This window comes from Bradyrhizobium sp. 956_D2_N1_4 (genome assembly GCF_052076025.1).
Lineage (GTDB): Bacteria > Pseudomonadota > Alphaproteobacteria > Rhizobiales > Xanthobacteraceae > Bradyrhizobium > Bradyrhizobium barranii.
Genome location: NZ_CP197237.1, coordinates 48,394 through 68,540, shown reverse-complemented (window position 1 = coordinate 68,540; position 20,147 = coordinate 48,394). Strand labels below are relative to the sequence as shown.

The window sequence follows — 20,147 nt, the reverse complement described above, 5'->3', positions numbered from 1 at the left end:
CGCGCTTTATCCTATCTTGCTGCACCAGCGAGATCAGGAGACCGACATGGCGATCAACAACGTAGCCGATCTGTTCGTGGCAACGCTCGAGCAGGCCGGCGTCAAGCGCATCTACGGCATCGTCGGCGACAGTCTGAACGGTCTCACCGAGGCGCTGCGCCGCCGCGGCACCATCGAATGGATTCATGTCCGCCACGAGGAGGTGGCGGCCTTCGCGGCTGCCGGCGAAGCCGAGATGACCGGAAGCCTTGCGGTGTGCGCAGGCTCCTGCGGCCCGGGCAATCTGCATCTGATCAACGGGCTGTTCGACGCGCATCGCAGCCGTGTTCCCGTGCTCGCGATCGCCGCGCAGATCCCCTCGGCGGAGATCGGCGGCGGCTATTTCCAGGAAACCCATCCGCAAAACCTGTTCAGGGAGTGCAGCCATTATTGCGAGCTGGTGTCGGATGCGAGCCAGCTGCCTTACGTGATCGAGAACGCCATTCGTGCGGCGGTCGGCCTGCGCGGCGTCGCGGTTATCGCGATGCCCGGCGACATCGCGTTCCGCAGCCCGCCCAAGCGCGCGCTGTCGACGACGCGCGGGCTCGCGCTGTCGGCGCCGAAGGTTGTGCCGCAGGCCGACGAGCTGAAGGCGCTCGCGGACCTCCTGAACGGCGCCGAGCGCATCACCCTGTTCTGTGGCCGCGGCTGCGCCGGCGCGCATGCGCCGCTGATGCAGCTGGCCGAAGCACTGAAGAGCCCGATCGTGCATGCGCTCGGCGGCAAGGAGCATGTCGAGTACGATAACCCCTACGACGTCGGCATGACCGGCTTCATCGGTTTCTCCTCAGGCTATGCCGCCATGCACGCCTGCGACGCGCTGGTGATGCTCGGCACCGATTTCCCTTACAAGCAGTTCTTCCCCACCGATGCGCAGGTCGCGCAGATCGACATCCGCCCGGAAAATCTGGGACGGCGCTGCAAGATCGATCTCGGCCTCGTCGGCGACGTCAAGCTGACCATCGAGGCGCTGCTGCCGCTGCTCAAGACCAAGACCCAGCGGAGGCATCTCGACGACGCCATCGCGCATTACAAGAAGGCGCGCGAAGGGCTCGACTCGCTTGCGAAGGGGACACCGGGCAGCAAACCGATCCATCCGCAATATCTGGCAAAAGTCATCAGCGACCATGCCTCCGACGACGCCGTCTTCACCGCCGATGTCGGCACGCCCACGGTGTGGGCCGCGCGCTATCTCGACATGAACGGCCGCCGCCGGCTGATCGGCTCGTTCGTGCACGGCTCGATGGCCAACGCGATGCCGCAGGCGATCGGCGCGCAGGCCTCGCAGCCCGGCCGCCAGATCATCTCGCTTTCCGGTGACGGCGGCTTCGCCATGCTGATGGGTGACCTGATCACGCTGACCCAGATGAAGCTGCCGGTGAAAATCGTGGTCTTCAACAACGGCGTGCTCGGCTTCGTTGCGCTGGAGATGAAGGCGGCCGGGTTCGTCGACACCAATGTCGATCTTGAGAATCCTGATTTCGCGGCGATGGCGCGCGCGATGGGCATTTTCGCCAAACGCGTCGAGGACCCCGGCGAGCTTCCGGGCGCCGTGAAGGAGATGCTGGCGCATGACGGACCCGCGCTGCTCGACGTCGTCACGGCGAAGCAGGAGCTGTCGATGCCGCCGACCATCACGCCCGAGCAGATCAAGGGTTTCAGCCTCTGGGTGTTGCGCGCCGTGATGAACGGGCGCGGCGACGAGGTGCTGGATCTCGCTAAAACAAATCTGCTACCGCGCTAGCCCCGCTTCACCGAAGGCGCGGGCAGCCGCTCGTGGCGGTGCTGGAAGCGCTGCCAGTGCAGCACGATGCCGATCAGCAGGGCCGGCACGAAGCCGAGTGCGATCAGGAAATACGGCAGCTGCGTCGGCGAGATGAATGCAATGGCGATATCGGAGATCAGCCAGAGCGCTGCGAACATCACCGCGAAATCGGTGCGCGGGCAGCGCAAATAATAGAACACGGCGGTGATGACGATGGCGGGCCCGATCGCGATGCCGATCATCACCGCGGTCAGCTCCTTCGGCGTCAGCGCGTCGAGCACCATCGACGCCAGCAGCCAGAGCGCGGCGAACATGGCGATGATGTCGAGCGGATGCCGCAATCCAATACCTCTCGCAGGAACCGCGCTATCGTTGTGGCCGGAACTCCGGTCGTCAAGGGAAAATACGCCTATTCCTCGTCACTTCCGGGCGTTGGCCGCAGCATGAAATGGCCGAAAGCGGTGGCGATCGGCTTGTTCGCATCGTCCTGCCAGGCCCGCGCCTCGAAGGCGACGATACGCCGGCCCTGTTTCACGATCGAGACATTGGCGACGGTATCGAGGGCGCGTCCGGAACGCAGATAGTTGACGGTGAGTCCGATCGGCTTGGGCAGCGCGGCGATGCCGAGCTCGCGCCTCACGCCGAGGATCGCGGAGGTCTCGAGGAAAGCACCGGTCATGCCGCCATGGATCGCGGGCAGGATCGGATTGCCGATGATCTGCGGCGAGAACGGCATCGTCAGCGTGCCGTCGTTATTGACGCGAATGCCGAGGCAGCGCGCGAACGGGCTGTTGGCGAACGGGCCGTCCGGATCGTCGGGCGCCTCCAGCGTCGGGATGCTGCGCGAGTCCATCCTGCGGTCCGCGAGCATGTTGGTGCGATTGGCGCCGATCATGAAGCAGGCGGTCGCGGTTGCAACCGGATCGTCCTCGGAGTCCTGATAGGCGGTGGAGCGCACGAAGGCGATCGAGCGCGTGGTGCGGTAGCAGACCGAATGCGCCTTGATGTCGAGGCCCGGTGTCGCCGGCTTCTGATAATCGATGCGCAGATCCAGGGTTGCGATCGCGCGCGTGCCGTCGAGCGCAAGTTGCACCGCCATGCCGCAGCTCTCGTCCAGCATCGCGGTGACGACGCCGCCATGCAGCACGCCGGTCTCGGTGTCGCCGACGAAGACCGGACGATAGGGCAGGCTGGACCAGGCCTCGGCGGGGGCGAAGCGGTCGAGCTGGAGCCCGCTGATATGGCCGTAGTCGGAGCGGCGGCCCTTGATCGCCTCGGCGAGATCCTCGAACGGCAGCGTGGTGGGTGAAGTGGACATGACGACGTTCTAGACCAGGTCGGGCGCCGCGCAAAACCCCGAAAGGGGCTCATCAGGCAGGTTCGCAGGCTGGTCTGCCTGGGCCGGTTTGGCCTCGACATGGTGTGCCGAAGCAACGATGGTGGGCGCTTCGTCCGTCGACTAGCCCTAAGGAGTGCCCATGGCCGACCCCGAAACACCCGCCACCAATCAGGGGCCCGTGACCATTTCGAGCTCCAGCTCGGAACGGGCACCGATCATCTATTTCGACGGCGCATCCTGCTTCGGACACCACAACGGCGCGATCCAGATCGAGCTCGCCGCGAACCTGCTGATGCCGGTCGGTGCCGCCGTCAGGGTCGACGTGGTCCAGACCGCGCACTTGCGTTGCAGCGTGGCCGCAGCGCTGGCGCTGCGCGAGGCCCTCGACAAGGCGCTGGCGATGTACAGGCAGGGTCAGCAGCAGCCGGCGGAGGTGATCCCGACGGTGAAGAATTGAGATCGCGGGCGATCGCTTTTGAATGCGATCGCAATCTCTCAGCCCACATGCACCTTCGGCTTCTTGCCGCCGTTCCACTTGCCGTCGAGCGCGCGCTCGATCTGGGCGGCGAGCTGCAGGAGCAGGCCGTCATTGGCCTGCTTGGCGATGGCCTGGATGCCGAGCGGCAGGCCGTGGTCTTGCTCTGCCATCGGCATCGAGATCGCCGGCATGCCGCAGAGATTGGCGAGCGGCGTGAAGGCGAAGAAGCGCCAGAGATTGCCGAACCAGTCGAGGACGTCAGGATTTTCGGAGATGGTGAGATATTCCCTGGTGCCGACCTTCGGCGTCGGCAACGCGGTGATCGGCGTCAGGATCACGTCCCACTGCTCGAAGAACGCGCCGAAGCCGCGTGACGTGGTGTTGAACACGCCTTGCATCTTCGCCCGCTCGGCGAAGCTCGTGTGCCGACCGGCTTCCCAGATCCTGATGTTCATGGGCTCGATCAGATCTTCCGGTGGCTTTTCCATCCCGCGTGCGGCGAGCATGTTGGAGATCACCACGGCAAAATTGCTGATGTAGCAGGTGGTCTGCGCCGCGAACGCGGCGCGGAAGTCGAGTTCGGGCAGCGCGTATTCGACGTGATGGCCGAGGCCTTCAAGGAAGCGGCCGGTTTTCTCCAGCTCGGCGGCGATCTCCGGCGTCGCAGTGTAGTCGCCCCAGGTGTGCGACAGCGCGATGCGAAGCTTTGACGGGTCGCGCTTGATCATCTCGGAATAGGGCTGCGCCGTGGTCCAGAACGGCATGAACTCGCCGGGCGCAGGCCCGCGCGCGTGATCGACGAAGGCAGCGGTGTCGCGCACCGAGCGCGACTGGCAGCCCTGGATCGAGACGAGACCGGTGAGGTCGGACATGTGCGGGGCCAGCGAGAACACGCCGCGCGACACCTTCAGCCCGATATTGCCGTTGACGCCGGCGGGAATGCGGATCGAGCCGCCGCCGTCGGTCGCATGCGCGATCGGGACGACGCCGGCCGCGACCATCGCCGCGCTGCCCGCGGACGAGCCGCAGGTGGTGTAGTCGGTATTCCAGGGATTGCGCGTCACGTAGACGGCGGGATTGTCGGCCGAGCTGCACACGCCGAATTCCGGCGTCGTGGTGCGTCCGATCAGGTTGAGGCCTGCCTGACGGAATTTACCGGTGAGGAACGTATCGGCCGCGGCGCGATTGCCGCGCATCAGCAGCGAGCCCATCTCCTGCAGCCGGCCCTTCATGGTCGGTCCGAGGTCCTTCATCAGGAAGGGCAGGCCGGCGAACGGGCCGGCAAGATTGGCTCCGTCCTTGGCCGGATCGGCGATCACGTCCTCGAACAGCTCGACCACGCCCGACAGTGCCGGATTGACCTTGGCCACGCCCGCGGCGGCCTGGCGCGCCAGTTCCTTCGCCGTCAGCTCGCCCTTGCGGACGCGCGCTGCCAGTCCGACGCCATCGTGCTGCGCCCATTCGTTCCAGCTCATCGGCAAAGTCATGAAGTCAAAATCCCCGTGGGTAGCGGCGTCACCTTTTTCGCAAGGGCCCGCGTGAATCAACTGAGCCGGCGCGAAGGGCAGGGTTGCGCCGGGCGGAGAGGTCGCCGCGTCATTAAGACAGCCTTGCGATCACCGCAACCGGGCCGCCGCCCGCCGGCCCCTGATGCTCGGCACCACCGGAGACATAGACCGCGCCGGTGCCGGCGAGGCCGGCGATCAGGCCGCCGACGGCCGCGCGGGCGTGGCGCGTCGAGCTGATGTCGGTATCTTCGAGCATGGTGTGGCGGAAGCCGCGCACGCTGCCATCAGGCGAGGCCTCGGCCTTGGCGAAGATGTTGACGAGCTCGCGGCCCTCGGTGGCTAGCGGCGCGACGCCAAGCCCAACACCAAGGCCAACACCAAGCCCGACGCTGTTCAACGCCGACACCACCGCCGGGGCATCGATCGCATCGTTCATCACGGCGTGGCCGATCTCGAACTCGCCTGCTGAAGACGCCGAGTTGCCGAGCACGATGATGACGTTGTGCATCAGCTCGATCCCGGACGAGGTGGACGCAACCGACGAGAACAGATCGTAGCGCCGCAGCACGTCGTCGTCGCCAACATCGGAAGCGATCTCGTCGAGCGCGACCGCGACCCCAAGCGCGGAGGCGCCGCGCGAATAGGCCATTGAGCTGTAGGCGCTGGTCGTGGCCGTCTTGTTGCCGCGCGCGTTTGCTGTTTCGACGCGGTCGCTGGTGAGCAGCGGGCATTTGATCTGCACGAAATGGACGTCGGCGGGATCGGTGATGCCGGCATCCGCCATCGCGGCAGTCACCGCCTTGGCCGTTTCCATGATCTGTGCGGAGCGGCCGATCTCTTCGGGGAGGAAGTCCCGCGTGTGCGCCATGCCGATGCTCAAGCGCTTGCCGGACATGCCTGCCGGGCGCTCAGCCTGGCGCCGCGTGAACACCGTGATATGCGGGCTGAGCACGCCTTCGGTGCCGCCCGATATCACGAAGGCGATGCGCTGCTCGACCGCCTCTGGCGAAAGGCCGAGTTCTGGCGCCAGCGCGGTGCACAACGCAGCAACGGCATATTCCCGCGTAAAATCGTTGACGCCGCCATTGCCTTCGGTCTTGCCGAGGATGGCCAAAATCGTTGTCGGGTCGATCGCGCCGGAGCCGATCATGGCCATGAGGCCGGAGACGTCGCCGGGGCCCTTGGTGGCGACCCTGAAGACGCCGACCGATGCTGTCCGCATTGCAGTCCTCGTGTGGAGTTCGGTGGTCCGGCGGATGAACCAGCCGTGGAACGGAGGCGCATGTCAAGGCACAAGCGGGGGTGCAGGCACCCACGAATGTGGCGAGATCGCATCCGGTTCAACAAAAAAATCCTCTGTCGACGGTTGCGCGCCGCACCTTGATGAATCAACCTCGGTTGGTCCATAAGCGGCGTCCCGCTGCCGGTGGTTCGCCCCCGCGTCGCGTGCTTGGATAGAGGGATTCTCGCGTGGCAAATATCAACCAGAAAATTGCGCAGGAGCTTGGGGTACGGGCGGAGCAGGTCGAGGCGACGGTGACGTTGCTCGACGGCGGCGCCACGGTTCCCTTCATCGCCCGCTACCGCAAGGAAGCGACCGGTGCGCTCGACGACGCGCAATTGCGCACCCTGGAGGAGCGCCTGGGCTATCTGCGCGAGCTCGAAGACCGCCGCAAAGCCATCCTCGAATCGGTCCGCGAGCAGGGCAAGCTCGATGCGGCGCTGGAAGCCTCCATTCTCGCCGCCGACAGCAAGGCGCGCCTGGAAGACATCTATCTGCCGTTCAAGCCGAAGCGCCGCACCAAGGCCGAGATCGCCAAGGAAGCCGGTCTCGAGCCGCTGGCCAATCAGCTGATGGCAGAGCCGGGCAACGATCCGAAGGTCGTGGCCGAAACTTTCATCAACGCCGAGAAGGGCGTTGCCGATGCCGCTGCCGCGCTCGATGGCGCCCGCGCCATCCTGGTCGAGCGCTTCGACGAAGACGCCGACCTGATCGGTGCTTTGCGCGAAGAGATGTGGACCAACGCGCGCATGGCCTCCAAGGTGCGCGAGGGCAAGAAGACCGAGGGCGAAAAGTTCGCCGACTATTTCGAGTTCTCCGAGCCGCTGACGAAGCTCCCGTCGCACCGCATCCTCGCGATGTTCCGCGGCGAGAAGGAGGAAATCCTCGACCTTCAGATGCAGGCCGAAGCCGAAGCGTCGCCGCCGGGCGTGCCGAGCGCTTATGAATTGAAGATCATGAAGCGGTTCGGCATCGCCGACCTCAAGCGCGCCGGCGACCGCTGGCTGATCGACACCGTGCGCTGGGCCTGGCGCACCAAGATCCAGGTGCATCTCAACATCGACCTGCGCATGCGGCTGTGGAATGCCGCCGAGACCGAGGCCGTGCGCGTGTTCGCTTCCAATTTGCGCGACCTGCTGCTCGCGGCACCCGCCGGCACCCGTGTCACCATGGGCCTCGATCCGGGCTACCGCACCGGCGTCAAGGTCGCCGTCACCGACGCGACCGGCAAGGTGGTCGATACTGCCGTGATCTATCCGCACGAGCCGCAGCGGCAGTGGAACGAGGCGCTTGCGATCCTCGGCAAGCTTGCGCTGAAGCATCGTGTCGAGCTGATCGCGATCGGCAACGGCACCGCCTCGCGCGAAACCGACAAGCTCGCAGGCGATCTCGTCAAGGGCCTGGCCGAGCTGAAGATGACCAAGATCGTGGTGTCGGAAGCCGGCGCGTCGGTCTATTCGGCCTCGGCCTTCGCCTCGGAGGAGTTGCCGGGTCTCGACGTCACCCTGCGAGGCGCAGTCTCGATCGCCCGCCGTCTCCAGGACCCGCTCGCCGAGCTCGTCAAGATCGAGCCCAAGGCGATCGGCGTCGGCCAGTACCAGCACGACCTCGGCCAGGCCAAGCTCGCCAAGTCGCTCGATGCCGTGGTCGAGGACTGCGTGAACGCGGTCGGCGTCGACGTCAACACCGCCTCGGCGCCACTTCTGGCCCGCGTGTCGGGTGTCGGCTCCGGCCTGGCCTCGAGCATCGTGGCCCACCGCGACGCCAACGGCCCGTTCAAGTCGCGCAAGGCGCTGAAGGACGTGCCGCGGCTCGGCCCGAAGGCGTTCGAGCAATGCGCCGGCTTCCTGCGCATCCTCGGCGGCGAGGACCCGCTCGATGCGTCCGGCGTGCATCCGGAAGCCTATCCCGTGGTGCGCCGGATTCTCAGCGCCACCAAGAGTGACATCAAGGCGCTGATCGGCAGCAGCGAGATCGTGCGTACGCTGAAGCCGAAAGATTTCGTCGACGAGACCTTTGGTCTGCCGACCGTCACCGACATCCTGCGCGAGCTCGAGAAGCCCGGCCGCGATCCGCGTCCGGCGTTCAAGGCCGCGGTGTTCAAGGAGGGTGTCGAGGAGATCAAGCATCTCCAGAAGGGCATGATCCTCGAGGGGACCGTGACCAACGTTGCCGCCTTCGGCGCCTTCGTCGATATCGGCGTGCACCAGGACGGCCTGGTTCACATCTCGGCGATGTCCAGGAACTACATCAAGGATCCGCGCGAGGTGGTGAAGCCCGGAGACATCGTCAAGGTGAAGGTGCTGGACTTCGAAGTCGCCCGCAAGCGCATCTCGCTGACATTGCGCCTCGACGACGAGGTCGGCGCCAAGAAGGACGCGCCCGGCATGCAGCGGGACAACAGGTCGCGAAACCCCGCGCGCATGACGTCGTCGGCCCCGCGCAACCAGGAATCCTCCGGCGGCGGCGCCCTCGCGGAGGCCATGCGCCGGGCGGCCGAGAGGAACGGCGGCAAGCGGGCGTGATACTTTAACCTCTCCCCGCTCTTGCGGGGAGAGGTCGGATCGCGCTAGCGATCCAGGTGAGGCAAGGCATGCGGCTGACCGGATCAAAGGCCCCTCCGGCTCGTAACTTGACGGTGCACGGGACAAGCGTTGCGATCACTTTTTAGATCACCTTGGCGGGACGCAGCCTCTCACCCCACCCTCTCCCCGTCAGAACGGGGTGAGGGAGCGAAAGAGCGTTCGTCCCTAACACCTGCGTCAGAATCTGGCGCGTTTGTAAGTTGAAGGTGCCTGTCCCTTCCTCTCATCTGATCCTCCTCGCGCGGCAGAAAGATCGCCGCGCAGCACGGAGGATGCTTCGATGGACAACAGGCTTCTCAAAGGCGTCACTGCGGTGACGCTCGCCGCAATGATGGCGCTCGCTTCACCTGCGCTTGCCCGTGGCGGCGGTGGCGGAGGCCATGGCGGTGGCGGCTTCGGCGGTGGCGGCCATGGCGGCTTTGGCGGTGGCGGGCATTTCGGTGGCGGCGGAATGCATGCGGGTGGCTTCGGCGGCATGCGCGCGGGTGGTTTCGGCGGCATGGGTGGCGCGCGCTTTGCTGGCGGCCCGGGCTTCGGTGGAGCCCGCTTCGTCGGCTCGCCAATGGCTGCCCGCGCCGCCATCGGGCCGCGCTTTGCCGGTGCACCATTAGCGACCCGCGCCGCTTTCGGCCCGCGGTTTGCTGGCCCGGGCTGGCACGGCAGGCCGTTCATTGGCCGCCATGCCTTCTTCCACCGTCACCGCTTCAACCGGTTCGCTTTCGTCGGCGCGCCGTTCTTCTATGCCAACTATGCCAACTATTACGACGATGGTTGCTGGCGCAGGAGCTTGACGCCCTATGGATGGCAATGGGTCAATGTGTGCGGAGACTATTGGTAGTCGCATCGCGGTACCGCACCATTGTCGCGATCGCCACCGGGCGGTTCCGCTCAGCCCCGGAACGGGATAGTCTGGTGGCGATCGTCGCGCGGAGTTTTGCATGACCGGAGGTCACCGCCGCATTCTGGTCGTCGAGGACGATCCGGAAACCGCAGGCCAGCTCGTCGAGGAACTCACCACCTCGGGCTACGACGTCGATCTTGCCGCGACGGGTCGTGAAGCCCTGAGCCACGGCGTCGCCCGCGACTATGCCGTGATCACCATCGACCGCATGCTGCCCGACATCGACGGCATCGCCGTGATGCGCCAGTTGCGCGACGACGGCATCGCCGCACCCTTCCTGATCATCTCCGCGCTCGGCGAGGTTGACGACCGCGTGCGCGGTTTGCGCGCCGGGGGCGATGACTATCTCGTCAAGCCGTTCTCCTTCGTCGAGCTGCTGGCGCGCCTCGAGGCGCTCGGCCGCCGCAGCGAGACCGTCGCCAAGGAAACCATCCTGCGGGTCGGCGATCTCGCCATCGACCTGATCGCGCGCAACGCCAGCCGGCGCGGCCGGAAAATTCCGCTGCTGCCGCGCGAGTTTCAGCTGCTCGAATATCTCGTCCGCAACGAAGGCCGCGTCGTCTCCCGGGCGATGCTGCTCCAGCATGTCTGGGATCTGCATTTCGATCCCTCCACCAACATCATCGACGTCTATGTCGGGCGGGTCCGCCGCAAGGTCGACGATGCCCAGGCCTATCCGCTGATCCATACGATCCGCGGCATCGGATATTGCATCCGTGCTCCTGGCTAAGACGCTCCGCTCCTCCACCTTCCGTCTGGCACTGATCGCGATCGCGGCGTTCGGCCTGATCGTCGCGGCGATCATGGCCTATGTCTATTTCGGCACGATCGCCTATGTGCAGGGCCGGGTCGGCGACGCCGGCGATCACAGCGGCTTCACCGCGATGATCGAGCTCGCGATGGTCGCCGTCGCCGTGCTGCTGGCCGTGCTGGCCGGGGTCGCGGCCGTGCTGGTGACGCGGCGCACGGTCGGACGGATCGAGGAGATCAATGCGACCAGCCGCGCCATCATGCTGTCGGGGCTCGACCGGCGCATTCCCTTGCGCGGCAGTCACGACGAGTGGGACCGCGTCGCCGAAAACCTCAACCAGATGCTCGACCGCATCGAGACGCTGATGGGTGAGGTCAAGCAGGTCAGCGACAACGTCGCCCACGATCTGCGCACGCCGCTGACGCGCATGCGCGGCCGGCTGGAAAAGGCCTATCACACCCCGCGCAATGGTGAGGCCGATGCGGTGCTGATCGGCGACACCATCGCCGATCTCGATTCGGTGCTCGGCATGTTCGCTTCCATCACGCGGATCTCGGAGATCGAGACCCGCGCCCGCCGGAGTGCGTTTCGTGCGCTCGACCTCGCTGAAATCGCCGGCGAGGTCGTCGAACTCTATGACGCCGCGGCCGAGCAGGTGGCGACCCGCCTCAGCCTTGACGGCGACCGCCAGGTGGCGATTACGGGGGACCGCGACCTGCTGTTCGACGCCATCGCCAATCTGGTCGACAACGCGATAAAGCACGGCCGCGCGGGCGGGCAGGTCACCGTGACCTGTCGCAGCGCCGGTGGCGGGGCGGTGATCGCGATCGCCGACGATGGCCCGGGCATTCCCACCGGAGAGCGCGATCACGTGTTCAAGCGCTTCTACCGGCTCGAACAGAGCCGTTACACGCCGGGCAACGGTCTGGGCTTGAGCCTGGTCGCGGCCGTTGCCGGTCTCCATGGCGCCGAGATTGCACTGCACGACAATGCGCCGGGCCTCACGGTCCGGCTCAGCTTCCCGGCGACATCAGCGCGATAGGAGCTGACGGCGTCATAGCTCGATCACGCCGCGGCGTGCCGCATGCGCGACCGCGTCGGTGCGGCCGGTGGCATCCAGCTTGTCGAGCAGCGAACCGACGTGGAATTTGACCGTGTGCACGGAGATGCCGAGCTGGCGCGCGATCAGCTTGTTGGACGCGCCTTCCGCCATCAGCGCCAGGACATCGAGCTCGCGCTGCGTCAGCGCGATGTCTTCCGGCATGCTGCGCGGATCGCGCGCCATGACCGTCGCCGTGGCGGCCTCGCCGGGCGCGGCGAGCCGAAGCCCGGCGATGTTGCCGAGCAAGACCGCCAGGCGATCGGCGAGGGCGGGATCGTCGATCTCCAGGGCGAGCACGATCTCGGGCGCGTTGTCCTCGCTCACGCCTCGGGCCTCTCGCCGATCGTGACCTTGAAGCTGACTGGCTCGCCGCCGCGGCGCACCGCGACATCGACGACCGTGCCGACGCTCGCAGGTCCCAGCGTCCGCGACAGCGCACGCACGCCGGAGAGCTTCTGGTCGTTAACCGCCACGATGACGTCGCCCTGGCGGATGCCGGCCGCAGCCGAAGGGCCGGCCTTGTCGACATTCATCACCATCGCGCCGATGCCATCGTCGAGCCGCACCGGCTGGAGCCCGAGGCCGAGATATCCGCGGGCGATGCGGCCGCGCGCCTCGAGCTGTGCCGCGACCCGCTCGATTGTCGCCGTCGGGATCACCAGGACCCGCCGCGGCCCGAGCACGGCCATGCCGAAGGCGTCGCCTGATGCATCGAGCGCGAGCCCGCCTTGTTGCGCGAAGCGCAGGCGTACGTCGAGCTCGATCCGCGCATCGATGTCGCCGCCGCGCAAGGAGCGCCAGCTCTTGCCGGACAGTGATACCATGCCGAGCGCCGCGCTCGGCGCATCGCGATCGGTGGCGACGACGACCGACAGCGTGCCGAGGGGCGGAACGGTCGCGGCCAGCTTGACCGGCGCAAGACTGGCATCGGTGCGCAACAGCGCGATGTCGGTCGTATGGTCGCGGCCGACGATTGTGGCGGCCGCGGTGCTGCCGTCGGGGAGGCTGATCTGGATATCGCCCTCGTCGGCCAGCGCTTCGTCGGCGGTGACGATCAAGCCGGGTTTCCAGACGAAGCCGGTGGCGCGGGAGCGATGCGAATGCACGGCGACGACGGATGGCGCGGTGCGCGTCACGACATCCGCGAGCGCGGACGAAAGGGACGACAGAGGAGTGGGGTCGGTCATGGAAGGCTCCTGTAAATTGTCCTCAATCTGGGATGTCGCGGGCGATAGCGAAACTGGCCGGGTGGCCAGGACAGATGGGGCGGACCGGCTTCCGCAGGACTACGGCCGACGAACATGTGATTGGGAGGCCTTCACGGGAACGTGTAGCAATCCAGAAATTGCACCGCACGTCCCTAAGCGTTTCCAGCGAGCCCCGACCGATGACCGTCGACCTCACCCGCCGTACCCTGCTTCAACTCGCCGGTGCGACCTCGCTCGCGATGGCGGCGGCCGCCGCCGCTCGGGCCGAGGGCCTGCCGCAAGGCGGCGGTCCGACCTATGCCAGCCGCACGCCGATGCGGGTGGGCATGGTGACGCTCCGGGTCAAGAACCTCGACAAGGTCGCGGACTACTATCGCGACGTGATCGGGCTCACCGTGATGGAGCGCTCCGCGACCGGCGCGACGCTCGGCACGGCCGGTATCACGCTGCTCGTGCTGGAAGCCCGTCCCGAGGCCGCGATCGAGCCGCGCAACGCCGCGGGCCTCTACCACACCGCCTTCCTGATGCCGTCGCGAAAAGATCTCGCGCGCTGGCTGGTGCACGCCGCCTCGCACCGCGTGCCGCTGTCGGGCTTCGCCGATCATCTCGTCAGCGAATCCGTCTATCTCGACGACCCCGAAGGCAACGGCATCGAGGTCTATGCCGACCGCGATCCCTCGCAATGGCAGTGGAGCGAGGGCAGCGTGAAGATGGCGAGCGACGAGCTCAACATCCCTGACCTCTTGTCGCTGACCAACACGCGCGTGGCAGACTACGCCAAGGCGCCGGATGGTCTGCGCGTCGGCCACATGCATCTGCGTGTCGGCGATCTCGCCGAGGCCGAACGGTTCTATCACGGCACGGTCGGCCTCGATCCGACCCGCCGCCGTGGCGGCGCCGCGTTCCTGTCGTCGGGCCGCTATCACCATCACCTCGGCATGAACGTCTGGCAGAGCCAGGGGGCCGGCCAACGCGACGATCAGACCACGGGGCTCGCCTGGTTCTCGCTGGTGATGGCGAAGCAGGACATTCTCGCTGCGCAGGAGGAGCGCCTGCGCAAGGGCGGCGCGCATGTCACGGCGCTCGCCAATGGTCTGGAGGCCGTCGATCCCTGGGGCACGCGGGTGCGCCTGATCAGGGTTTGATCGATAGCGCGGGCATTGCTATGACCGGTCAGGCGCTAGCCAATTTTCCGGGGTTCAGCCTGACATGCCTGATTTTCACGGCGTCTTTCCCTACCTCATTTCGCCCGTCGATGCCGATGGCACGGTGCGCACCGAAGTCCTCGGCAAGCTCTGCGACGATTTGATCGGCGCAGGCGTGCACGGGCTGACGCCGCTGGGTTCGACCGGCGAGTTCGCCTATCTCAATGCCGCGCAACGCACCGCGATCGTGCAGACCACCATCGAGGCCGCGAAGGGCCGCGTGCCGGTCGTGGCCGGCGTCGCATCCACCTCGACGGCGGATGCAGTGGCGCAGGCGAGGGCGTATCAGAAGTGTGGTGCCAACGGCATCCTGGCGATCCTGGAAGCGTACTTTCCGCTCGCCGATGCCCAGGTCGAATCGTACTTCCGCGCCATCGCGGATGCCGTGGACATCCCGGTCGTCATCTACACCAATCCGCAATTCCAGCGTTCCGATCTCACGCTCGACATCATCGCGCGCCTCGCTGAACATCCGCGCATCGGCTACATCAAGGACGCCTCGACCAATACCGGCCGGCTGCTCTCGATCATGAACCGCTGCGGCTATGCCTTGCGCGTGTTCTCGGCCTCCGCCCACATCCCGGCGGCGGTGATGCTGATCGGCGGGCTCGGCTGGATGGCGGGACCTGCCTGCATCATCCCGCGCCAGAGCGTCGCACTCTACGACCTCTGCAAGGCCGGCCGCTGGGACGAGGCCATGGCGCTCCAGCGCAGACTGTGGCGGATCAACGAGGCTTTCGCCCGCTTCAACCTCGCCGCCTGCATCAAGGCGGGGCTGGCGGTTCAGGGCTACGACGTCGGCGATCCCGTCCCGCCGCAGGCCGCGCTGTCGGCCGACGCCCGCAAGGTGGTGGAGGCGGCGTTGAGGGAGCTTGATTAGCCGTCATGGCCGGGCTTGTCCCGGCCATCCACGTCTTGCCCTGTGGCACATAGAACGTGGATGCCCGGGACAAGCCCGGGCATGACGAATCTGTGGGTTCACCGCCCAAAACCGCGGCTGGTATGCCTCCGATCGATCCGCTAAAAGGCGGCCCGCAGTTTCGAAAAGACCCTGAGGACCCCACGGAATGAACATTCTTCCCGGCAATTTGCGTTTCGGAGCGGGCCAGCCCGTCAAGCGTTTGGAAGACCAGCGGCTGCTCACCGGGAAGGGTCAGTTCATCGACGACAAGCCGGAGGAGGGCGCGCTGTGGTTGCATGTGCTGCGCTCGCCGCATGCGCACGCGAAGATCGTCGCGATCGACACCAGCGCCGCGGCATCGATGCCGGGCGTCACCGCGGTCTACACCGGCGCTGATCTCGTCAAGGACGATATCGGCACCATTCCGACCCTGAGCATCTTCAAGCGCCCCGACGGCAAGCCGATGACGGTGCCGCCGCGCCGCCTGCTCGCCCATGAGATCGTCCGCTATGCCGGCGAAGCCGTGGCCGCAGTGGTGGCCGCCTCGCGTGCCGAGGCGCAGAGCGCGGCCGAAGCGATCGTGATCGAATACGACGTGCAGCCCGCGGTGGTCGATCCGGTCGAAGCGGTCAAGCCCGGCGCGCCCGTGGTGTGGCCCGAGGCGCCCGACAACATCGTCGGTGCGATGAGCTATGGCGATGCCGCCAAGGCGGACGAGGCATTCGCCAAGGCCGCGCATACGGTCGAGCTCGACATCGTCAGCCAGCGTCTGGTGCCCTCCGCGATGGAGCCGCGCTCGACCATTGCCGAGATCGACAAGAAGACCGGCCGCCTCCTCCTGCATGTGCAGTCGCAGACGCCGGCCTCGACCCGCGACGTGCTGGCGGAAGCCGTGCTCAAGCGACCCAAGGACAGCGTCCGCGTGCTGGTCGGCGACATCGGCGGCGGCTTTGGTCAGAAGACCAACCTCTATCCGGAAGACGGCATCGTCGCCTATGCCGCGACCAAGCTGAACCGGAAGATCCGCTGGCGCGGCGACCGCACCGACGAATTCGTCGGCGGTACCCATGGCCGCGATCTCACCTCGACGGCATCCTTCGCGCTCGACGAGAAGGGCAAGGTGCTGGCCTATCGCGTCAAGTCGATCGGCTGCACCGGCGCGTACTCGTCGGGTGCGGCGAACATCATCCCGCTGGTGCTCGGGCCGTTCGTGCAGACCGGCGTCTACGATCTGCCGCTGGTGCATTTCGAGGTGCAGTCGGTGATGACTCACACCGCGCCGGTCGGCGCCTATCGCGGCGCGGGCCGGCCCGAAGCGGTGTTCATCGTCGAGCGCCTGTTCGACGCCGCCGCGCGAAAAATCGGCATGGATCCGCGTGCGATCCGGAAAGCGAACTACATCAAGCCGGCGCAGCTGCCCTACACCAACGCCGCGGGTCAGGTTTACGATTCCGGCGCCTTCGCCCACCTGCTCGATCGCGCCGTGAAGTTGGCCGATTGGGACGGCTTTGCCGCGCGCAAGAAGGCGGCGAAGAAGAAGGGCCTGCTCTACGGCCGCGGGCTCACCTCCTACATCGAATGGACCGGCGGCCGCGCGCATACCGAGAAGGTCAGCCTGCACGCGACCTCGCAGGGCCGCGTCGTGCTGCATTCCGGCACCATGGCGATGGGGCAGGGGCTGCAGACCACGTACACCCAGATGATCTCCGACACGCTCGGCATTGCCATGGACAAGATCGACGTCGTCCAGGGCGACACGGATCTTGCGATGGGCTTCGGCAGCGTCGGCTCGCGCTCGCTGTTCGTCGGCGGCACGGCCGTGGCAGTTTCCTCCAACGACCTGATTCAGAAGGCGCGTGAGAAGGCGGCCAACGTGCTGGAGACCTCGGTCGAGGACATCGAATATCAGGGCGGCATGCTCACCGTGGTCGGCACCGACCGCCGCATCAGCCTGTTCGATCTCGCCGAGAAGGAGGGCGGCGCCAAGCTCAGCGTCGATTCCGAAGGAGAGGTCGATGGCCCGAGCTGGCCGAACGGCACGCATATCTGCGAGGTCGAGATCGATCCGGAGACCGGCGTGTCCAAGGTCGTGCGCTACACCACCGTCGACGACGTCGGCGTTGCCGTGAACCCGATGCTGGTCACCGGCCAGATCCATGGCGGCGTCGCGCAGGGCATTGGACAAGCGCTGTACGAGGGCGTGTCCTACGATGAGGACGGCCAGCTCCTCACCGCGAGCTACCAGGACTATTGCATCCCCCGTGCTGACGACGTTCCGCCGATCGAGGTCACGCTCGACGACTCCGCGCCCTGCCGGACCAATCCGCTCGGCGCCAAGGGCTGCGGCGAATCCGGCGCCATCGGCGGCCCGCCCTGCGTCACCAACGGCGTGATGGACGCGCTCGCCGAGCTCGGCATCACCCAGCTGAACACGCCCCTGACGCCCCAGAAGATCTGGAAGGCGATCAAGGACGCGAAGGTGGCGGGTTAAGCGGGGCGCGTTGTTACGCCGGCTGTCGCCATACACCCAGCTGTCGTCCCGGGGCGCGCAACGCGCGAACCCGGGACCCATAACCACAGGAAGTGGTTTGGCGAAGACTCGTGGTGACCAGCTCGCGCCATAACCTCACCCTGTGGTTATGGGTCCCGGATCTGCGCTTCGCTTCGCTGCGCTTGTCCGGGACGACAGCGGAGAATGCCCCGCCAGCTCTGGCTAAATCCCCACGCCCTTAAATCCCCAGCATCATCTTCGCAATGATGTCGCGCTGGATCTCCGAGGTGCCGCCGAAGATCGTGTAGGCGCGGCCGTTGAGATATTCCGGGACCACCGTCAGCATCTCCTCAGGCGTCGCCGGCGCATGGTTGAGCTTGTAGAGCGGGCGCATCGGCTCGACCGCGAGCGCGTCGTGACCGATCACGTCGACCCCCAGCCGCGTCACGGCCTGCCTGATCTCGCTGTTGCGCAGCTTCAGGATCGACGACACCGCGCCGGGATTTTGCCCGGTCTGAAGTGCGGAGAGCACGCGCAGCTCGGTCATCTCCAGCGCGTCGATATCGATTTCGACCTCCGAGATGCGCGTCGCGATATCCGGGCTGTCGATCGCGCGACCCGTCAGGTCCGACTCGGCCAGCTCCGCGATCGCCTTCAGACCCTCGCGCAATTTTGCCGAGGCGATGCCGGAGCCGCGCTCGAACTCGAGCAGATATTTGCCGTAGGTCCAGCCTTTGCCTTCGTCGCCGACGCGGTTGGCCACGGGCACGCGCACATCGTCAAAGAACACCTGGTTGACCTCGTGGTCGCCGCCGATGGTGAGGATGGGGCGCGTGGTGATGCCCGGCGTTGTCATGTCGATCAGGATGAAGCTGATGCCGTCTTGCTGCCGCGGTCCGTCGCTGGTGCGCACCAGCGCGAACATGCGGTTGGCGTGGTGGGCGTGCGTGGTCCAGATTTTTGTGCCGTTGATGATGTAGTCGTCGCCGTCGCGGACCGCGCGCGTCTTCAGCGACGAGAGATCGGAGCCGGAGCCCGGCTCGGAATAGCCCTGGCACCAATAGTCTTCGCCGGAGAGGATGCGTGGCAAATAAAAATTCTTCTGCTCGGGCGAGCCGAAGCCGATGATGACGGGCCCGACCATCTTCACGCCCATCACGTTGACATTGGGCACGCCGGCGCGTGCGGATTCAGTCTCGAAAATCCAACGCTGCGCCGGCGTCCAGTCCGGACCGCCATATTCGACCGGCCAGCCCGGTGCGCCCCAGCCCTGCCGGTGCAGCGCGCGCTGCCACGCCATGCCGATATCAGGGTCGGAGAACACCGACGGCGTCAGCGCGGTTGCGCGCTTCATCTCTTCGGTGAGGTTTTTTGCAATGAAGCCGCGCACCTCGTCCTGGAAGGCGCGCTCCTCGGTGTTGAACGAGAGGTCCATGATGCGCTCCTTGTGTCAGGCCGTGCGGCCGAGCTGGGCGTGGCGGCTGTAATGGTGCGCGCTGCCGCCGAACAGCGTGTCGAAGGCGACCAGCCGCTTGAAATAGGCGCCGACCTCGAGCTCCTCGGTGACGCCCATGCCGCCATGAAGCTGGATCGACTGCTCGCCGACGAAGCGCGCGCATTTGCCGATCTTCGCTTTCGCACCGGAGGCAGCGCGGGCGCGCTCGACCGGCGAGCTATCGACCTTCAACGCGGCGCGCAGCGCCATCGAGCGCGCCTCATCGACCTGCATCGCCATGTCGGCGAGGCGGTGGCGGATCACCTGGTTGGCGGAGAGCGGCCGGCCGAACTGCTTTCTGATCTTGGTGTATTCCAGCGTTGTGTCGAGCAGCGTCTGCATGATGCCGACGGCTTCGGCACCGAGCGCAGCCATGGCGCGGTCAACGGCCCATTCGATCGCGGGCAGGGCGTCGTGTCCGTCGCCGAGCAGGGCATCCTCCGGCAGCTCGACGCCGGACAGCTCGATATTGCAGGCCCGTCCGCCGCCGAGACGTTCATAGTCGGTGATGACGACGCTGGGCGTCTTCGCCGGCACCAGGAACAGGCCGATCCGTCCCGAAGGTCCCTTGTGATCGTGGATATGCGCGGAGACGATGATCTCGTCGGCGGCGAGGCCGTCGAGCACCGCGATCTTGCTGCCGGCAACGCGCCAGCCTTGCGCCGTCTTGTGGGCGACGGTCGCGACTATTGCGAGATCGAACCGCGCCGCGCGCTCGGAATGGGCGAAGGCGAGTTTCAGTGATCCGTCCGCGACCTTCGGCAGCCGCGCCTGCTTCTGCGCGGTGCTGCCGCATTTGTCGATCAGCGAGGCTCCAAGCACCACCGTTGCAACATACGGCTCCGACACCAGCCCGCGACCAAAGGCTTCCATCAGAATGCCGATCTCGACCGCGCCGCCGCCGAGCCCCTCAAACTCTTCGGGAATCGGCAGCGCCAGCCAGCCAAGCTCGGCGAACTGCTTCCAGACCGCTGGGCTGAAGCCGAGCGGGTCGTTCGCCATCTTGCGGCGGTGATCGGCATCGTAGCTCTCGGCCACGAAGCGCTCCGCGCTTTCGCGCAGCAGCCGTTGCTCGTCACTCAGGTTGAGGTCCATGT

At 66.4% G+C, this 20,147-nt stretch carries 17 protein-coding genes; 9 read left to right on the top strand and 8 right to left on the bottom strand.

The features are described from left to right. The first annotated feature begins 46 nt into the window (after window positions 1-46). A complete protein-coding gene (gene poxB / locus AB7535_RS00300; RefSeq protein WP_439037210.1) occupies window positions 47-1,783 on the top strand; it encodes a ubiquinone-dependent pyruvate dehydrogenase in 1,737 nt (578 codons plus the stop codon). Here the strand turns inward: poxB and AB7535_RS00295 are convergent. Continuing rightward, window positions 1,780-2,145: a hypothetical protein gene (locus tag AB7535_RS00295; protein WP_038942774.1), complete on the bottom strand. Its 366-nt coding sequence runs from the start codon at window positions 2,143-2,145 to the stop codon at window positions 1,780-1,782. The two genes, poxB and AB7535_RS00295, sit on opposite strands and share 4 nt — an antisense overlap. A gap of 68 nt (window positions 2,146-2,213) precedes the next feature. Next, the gene (locus AB7535_RS00290; protein ID WP_135215195.1) at window positions 2,214-3,122 is read right to left on the bottom strand and encodes a PaaI family thioesterase; all 909 of its coding nucleotides are present in this window, start codon (window positions 3,120-3,122) and stop codon (window positions 2,214-2,216) included. Between the two features lie 160 nt (window positions 3,123-3,282). Between AB7535_RS00290 and AB7535_RS00285 the strand changes: the two genes are divergently transcribed. Next, on the top strand, window positions 3,283-3,600 hold the full coding sequence (locus AB7535_RS00285; protein ID WP_028151536.1) for a hypothetical protein: 318 nt from the start codon (window positions 3,283-3,285) through the stop codon (window positions 3,598-3,600). Window positions 3,601-3,638: 38 nt separating this feature from the next. Here the strand turns inward: AB7535_RS00285 and AB7535_RS00280 are convergent, their stop codons facing one another. Together AB7535_RS00280 and AB7535_RS00275 are read right to left on the bottom strand one after the other, a co-directional pair. Continuing rightward, window positions 3,639-5,108, bottom strand: coding sequence for an amidase (locus AB7535_RS00280; protein ID WP_167768098.1), 1,470 nt, complete (start codon window positions 5,106-5,108; stop codon window positions 3,639-3,641). Between the two features lie 112 nt (window positions 5,109-5,220). Beyond that, a complete protein-coding gene (locus AB7535_RS00275) occupies window positions 5,221-6,351 on the bottom strand; it encodes a ring-opening amidohydrolase (RefSeq protein WP_085399802.1) in 1,131 nt (376 codons plus the stop codon). Between the two features lie 248 nt (window positions 6,352-6,599). On the opposite strand from AB7535_RS00275, the gene AB7535_RS00270 reads away from it, so the two are divergent. The 4 genes from AB7535_RS00270 (at window position 6,600) to AB7535_RS00255 (ending at window position 11,690) form a co-directional block, all read left to right on the top strand. Then, window positions 6,600-8,936, top strand: a complete 2,337-nt coding sequence (locus tag AB7535_RS00270; protein ID WP_354114251.1) for a Tex family protein — start codon at window positions 6,600-6,602, stop codon at window positions 8,934-8,936. Between the two features lie 340 nt (window positions 8,937-9,276). Next, on the top strand, window positions 9,277-9,834 hold the full coding sequence (locus AB7535_RS00265) for a hypothetical protein (RefSeq protein ID WP_085399804.1): 558 nt from the start codon (window positions 9,277-9,279) through the stop codon (window positions 9,832-9,834). Window positions 9,835-9,934: 100 nt separating this feature from the next. After that, window positions 9,935-10,627, top strand: coding sequence for a response regulator transcription factor (locus tag AB7535_RS00260; protein ID WP_063985457.1), 693 nt, complete (start codon window positions 9,935-9,937; stop codon window positions 10,625-10,627). After that, on the top strand, window positions 10,614-11,690 hold the full coding sequence (locus AB7535_RS00255) for a sensor histidine kinase (protein ID WP_085399805.1): 1,077 nt from the start codon (window positions 10,614-10,616) through the stop codon (window positions 11,688-11,690). Before AB7535_RS00260 ends, AB7535_RS00255 begins: the two co-directional genes overlap by 14 nt. Before the next feature lie 12 nt (window positions 11,691-11,702). Here the strand turns inward: AB7535_RS00255 and AB7535_RS00250 are convergent, their stop codons facing one another. Together AB7535_RS00250 and AB7535_RS00245 are read right to left on the bottom strand one after the other, a co-directional pair. After that, window positions 11,703-12,074: a response regulator transcription factor gene (locus tag AB7535_RS00250; RefSeq protein WP_028151530.1), complete on the bottom strand. Its 372-nt coding sequence runs from the start codon at window positions 12,072-12,074 to the stop codon at window positions 11,703-11,705. Then, entirely contained in the window at window positions 12,071-12,937 is an 867-nt protein-coding gene (locus AB7535_RS00245) for a S1C family serine protease (protein ID WP_354080841.1), read from the bottom strand. The genes AB7535_RS00250 and AB7535_RS00245 overlap by 4 nt, the downstream gene beginning before the upstream one ends. A 200-nt stretch (window positions 12,938-13,137) precedes the next feature. Here AB7535_RS00245 and AB7535_RS00240 point away from each other — a divergent pair, with 200 nt between their 5' ends. The 3 genes from AB7535_RS00240 to AB7535_RS00230 all read left to right on the top strand — a co-directional run bounded on the left by AB7535_RS00240 (window position 13,138) and on the right by AB7535_RS00230 (window position 17,555). Beyond that, window positions 13,138-14,103: a VOC family protein gene (locus tag AB7535_RS00240; protein WP_085399807.1), complete on the top strand. Its 966-nt coding sequence runs from the start codon at window positions 13,138-13,140 to the stop codon at window positions 14,101-14,103. A 64-nt stretch (window positions 14,104-14,167) separates the two neighbouring features. Next, window positions 14,168-15,043: a dihydrodipicolinate synthase family protein gene (locus tag AB7535_RS00235; protein ID WP_085399808.1), complete on the top strand. Its 876-nt coding sequence runs from the start codon at window positions 14,168-14,170 to the stop codon at window positions 15,041-15,043. Between the two features lie 187 nt (window positions 15,044-15,230). Continuing rightward, window positions 15,231-17,555, top strand: a complete 2,325-nt coding sequence (locus AB7535_RS00230) for a xanthine dehydrogenase family protein molybdopterin-binding subunit (RefSeq protein WP_085399809.1) — start codon at window positions 15,231-15,233, stop codon at window positions 17,553-17,555. A 238-nt stretch (window positions 17,556-17,793) separates the two neighbouring features. Here AB7535_RS00230 and AB7535_RS00225 read toward each other — a convergent pair whose 3' ends face one another. Both AB7535_RS00225 and AB7535_RS00220 read right to left on the bottom strand, forming a co-directional pair. Continuing rightward, complete coding sequence (locus tag AB7535_RS00225; protein ID WP_085399810.1) at window positions 17,794-18,990, bottom strand: acyl-CoA dehydrogenase family protein; 1,197 nt, start codon at window positions 18,988-18,990, stop codon at window positions 17,794-17,796. A 15-nt stretch (window positions 18,991-19,005) separates the two neighbouring features. Next, a complete protein-coding gene (locus tag AB7535_RS00220) occupies window positions 19,006-20,145 on the bottom strand; it encodes an acyl-CoA dehydrogenase family protein (protein ID WP_085399811.1) in 1,140 nt (379 codons plus the stop codon). Window positions 20,146-20,147 lie beyond the last annotated feature (2 nt).

Bases quoted from the DNA above. Each gene is read 5' to 3' on its own strand.
- AB7535_RS00280 (WP_167768098.1), bottom strand. From the start codon at position 5,108: ATGACTTTGCCGATGAGCTGGAACGAATGGGCGCAGCACGATGGCGTC.
- AB7535_RS00265 (WP_085399804.1), top strand. From the start codon at position 9,277: ATGGACAACAGGCTTCTCAAAGGCGTCACTGCGGTGACGCTCGCCGCA.
- AB7535_RS00240 (WP_085399807.1), top strand. From the start codon at position 13,138: ATGACCGTCGACCTCACCCGCCGTACCCTGCTTCAACTCGCCGGTGCG.
- AB7535_RS00235 (WP_085399808.1), top strand. From the start codon at position 14,168: ATGCCTGATTTTCACGGCGTCTTTCCCTACCTCATTTCGCCCGTCGAT.
- AB7535_RS00285 (WP_028151536.1), top strand. From the start codon at position 3,283: ATGGCCGACCCCGAAACACCCGCCACCAATCAGGGGCCCGTGACCATT.
- AB7535_RS00225 (WP_085399810.1), bottom strand. From the start codon at position 18,990: ATGGACCTCTCGTTCAACACCGAGGAGCGCGCCTTCCAGGACGAGGTG.
- AB7535_RS00260 (WP_063985457.1), top strand. From the start codon at position 9,935: ATGACCGGAGGTCACCGCCGCATTCTGGTCGTCGAGGACGATCCGGAA.
- AB7535_RS00230 (WP_085399809.1), top strand. From the start codon at position 15,231: ATGAACATTCTTCCCGGCAATTTGCGTTTCGGAGCGGGCCAGCCCGTC.
- AB7535_RS00275 (WP_085399802.1), bottom strand. From the start codon at position 6,351: ATGCGGACAGCATCGGTCGGCGTCTTCAGGGTCGCCACCAAGGGCCCC.
- poxB (WP_439037210.1), top strand. From the start codon at position 47: ATGGCGATCAACAACGTAGCCGATCTGTTCGTGGCAACGCTCGAGCAG.
- AB7535_RS00245 (WP_354080841.1), bottom strand. From the start codon at position 12,937: ATGACCGACCCCACTCCTCTGTCGTCCCTTTCGTCCGCGCTCGCGGAT.
- AB7535_RS00290 (WP_135215195.1), bottom strand. From the start codon at position 3,122: ATGTCCACTTCACCCACCACGCTGCCGTTCGAGGATCTCGCCGAGGCG.
- AB7535_RS00220 (WP_085399811.1), bottom strand. From the start codon at position 20,145: ATGGACCTCAACCTGAGTGACGAGCAACGGCTGCTGCGCGAAAGCGCG.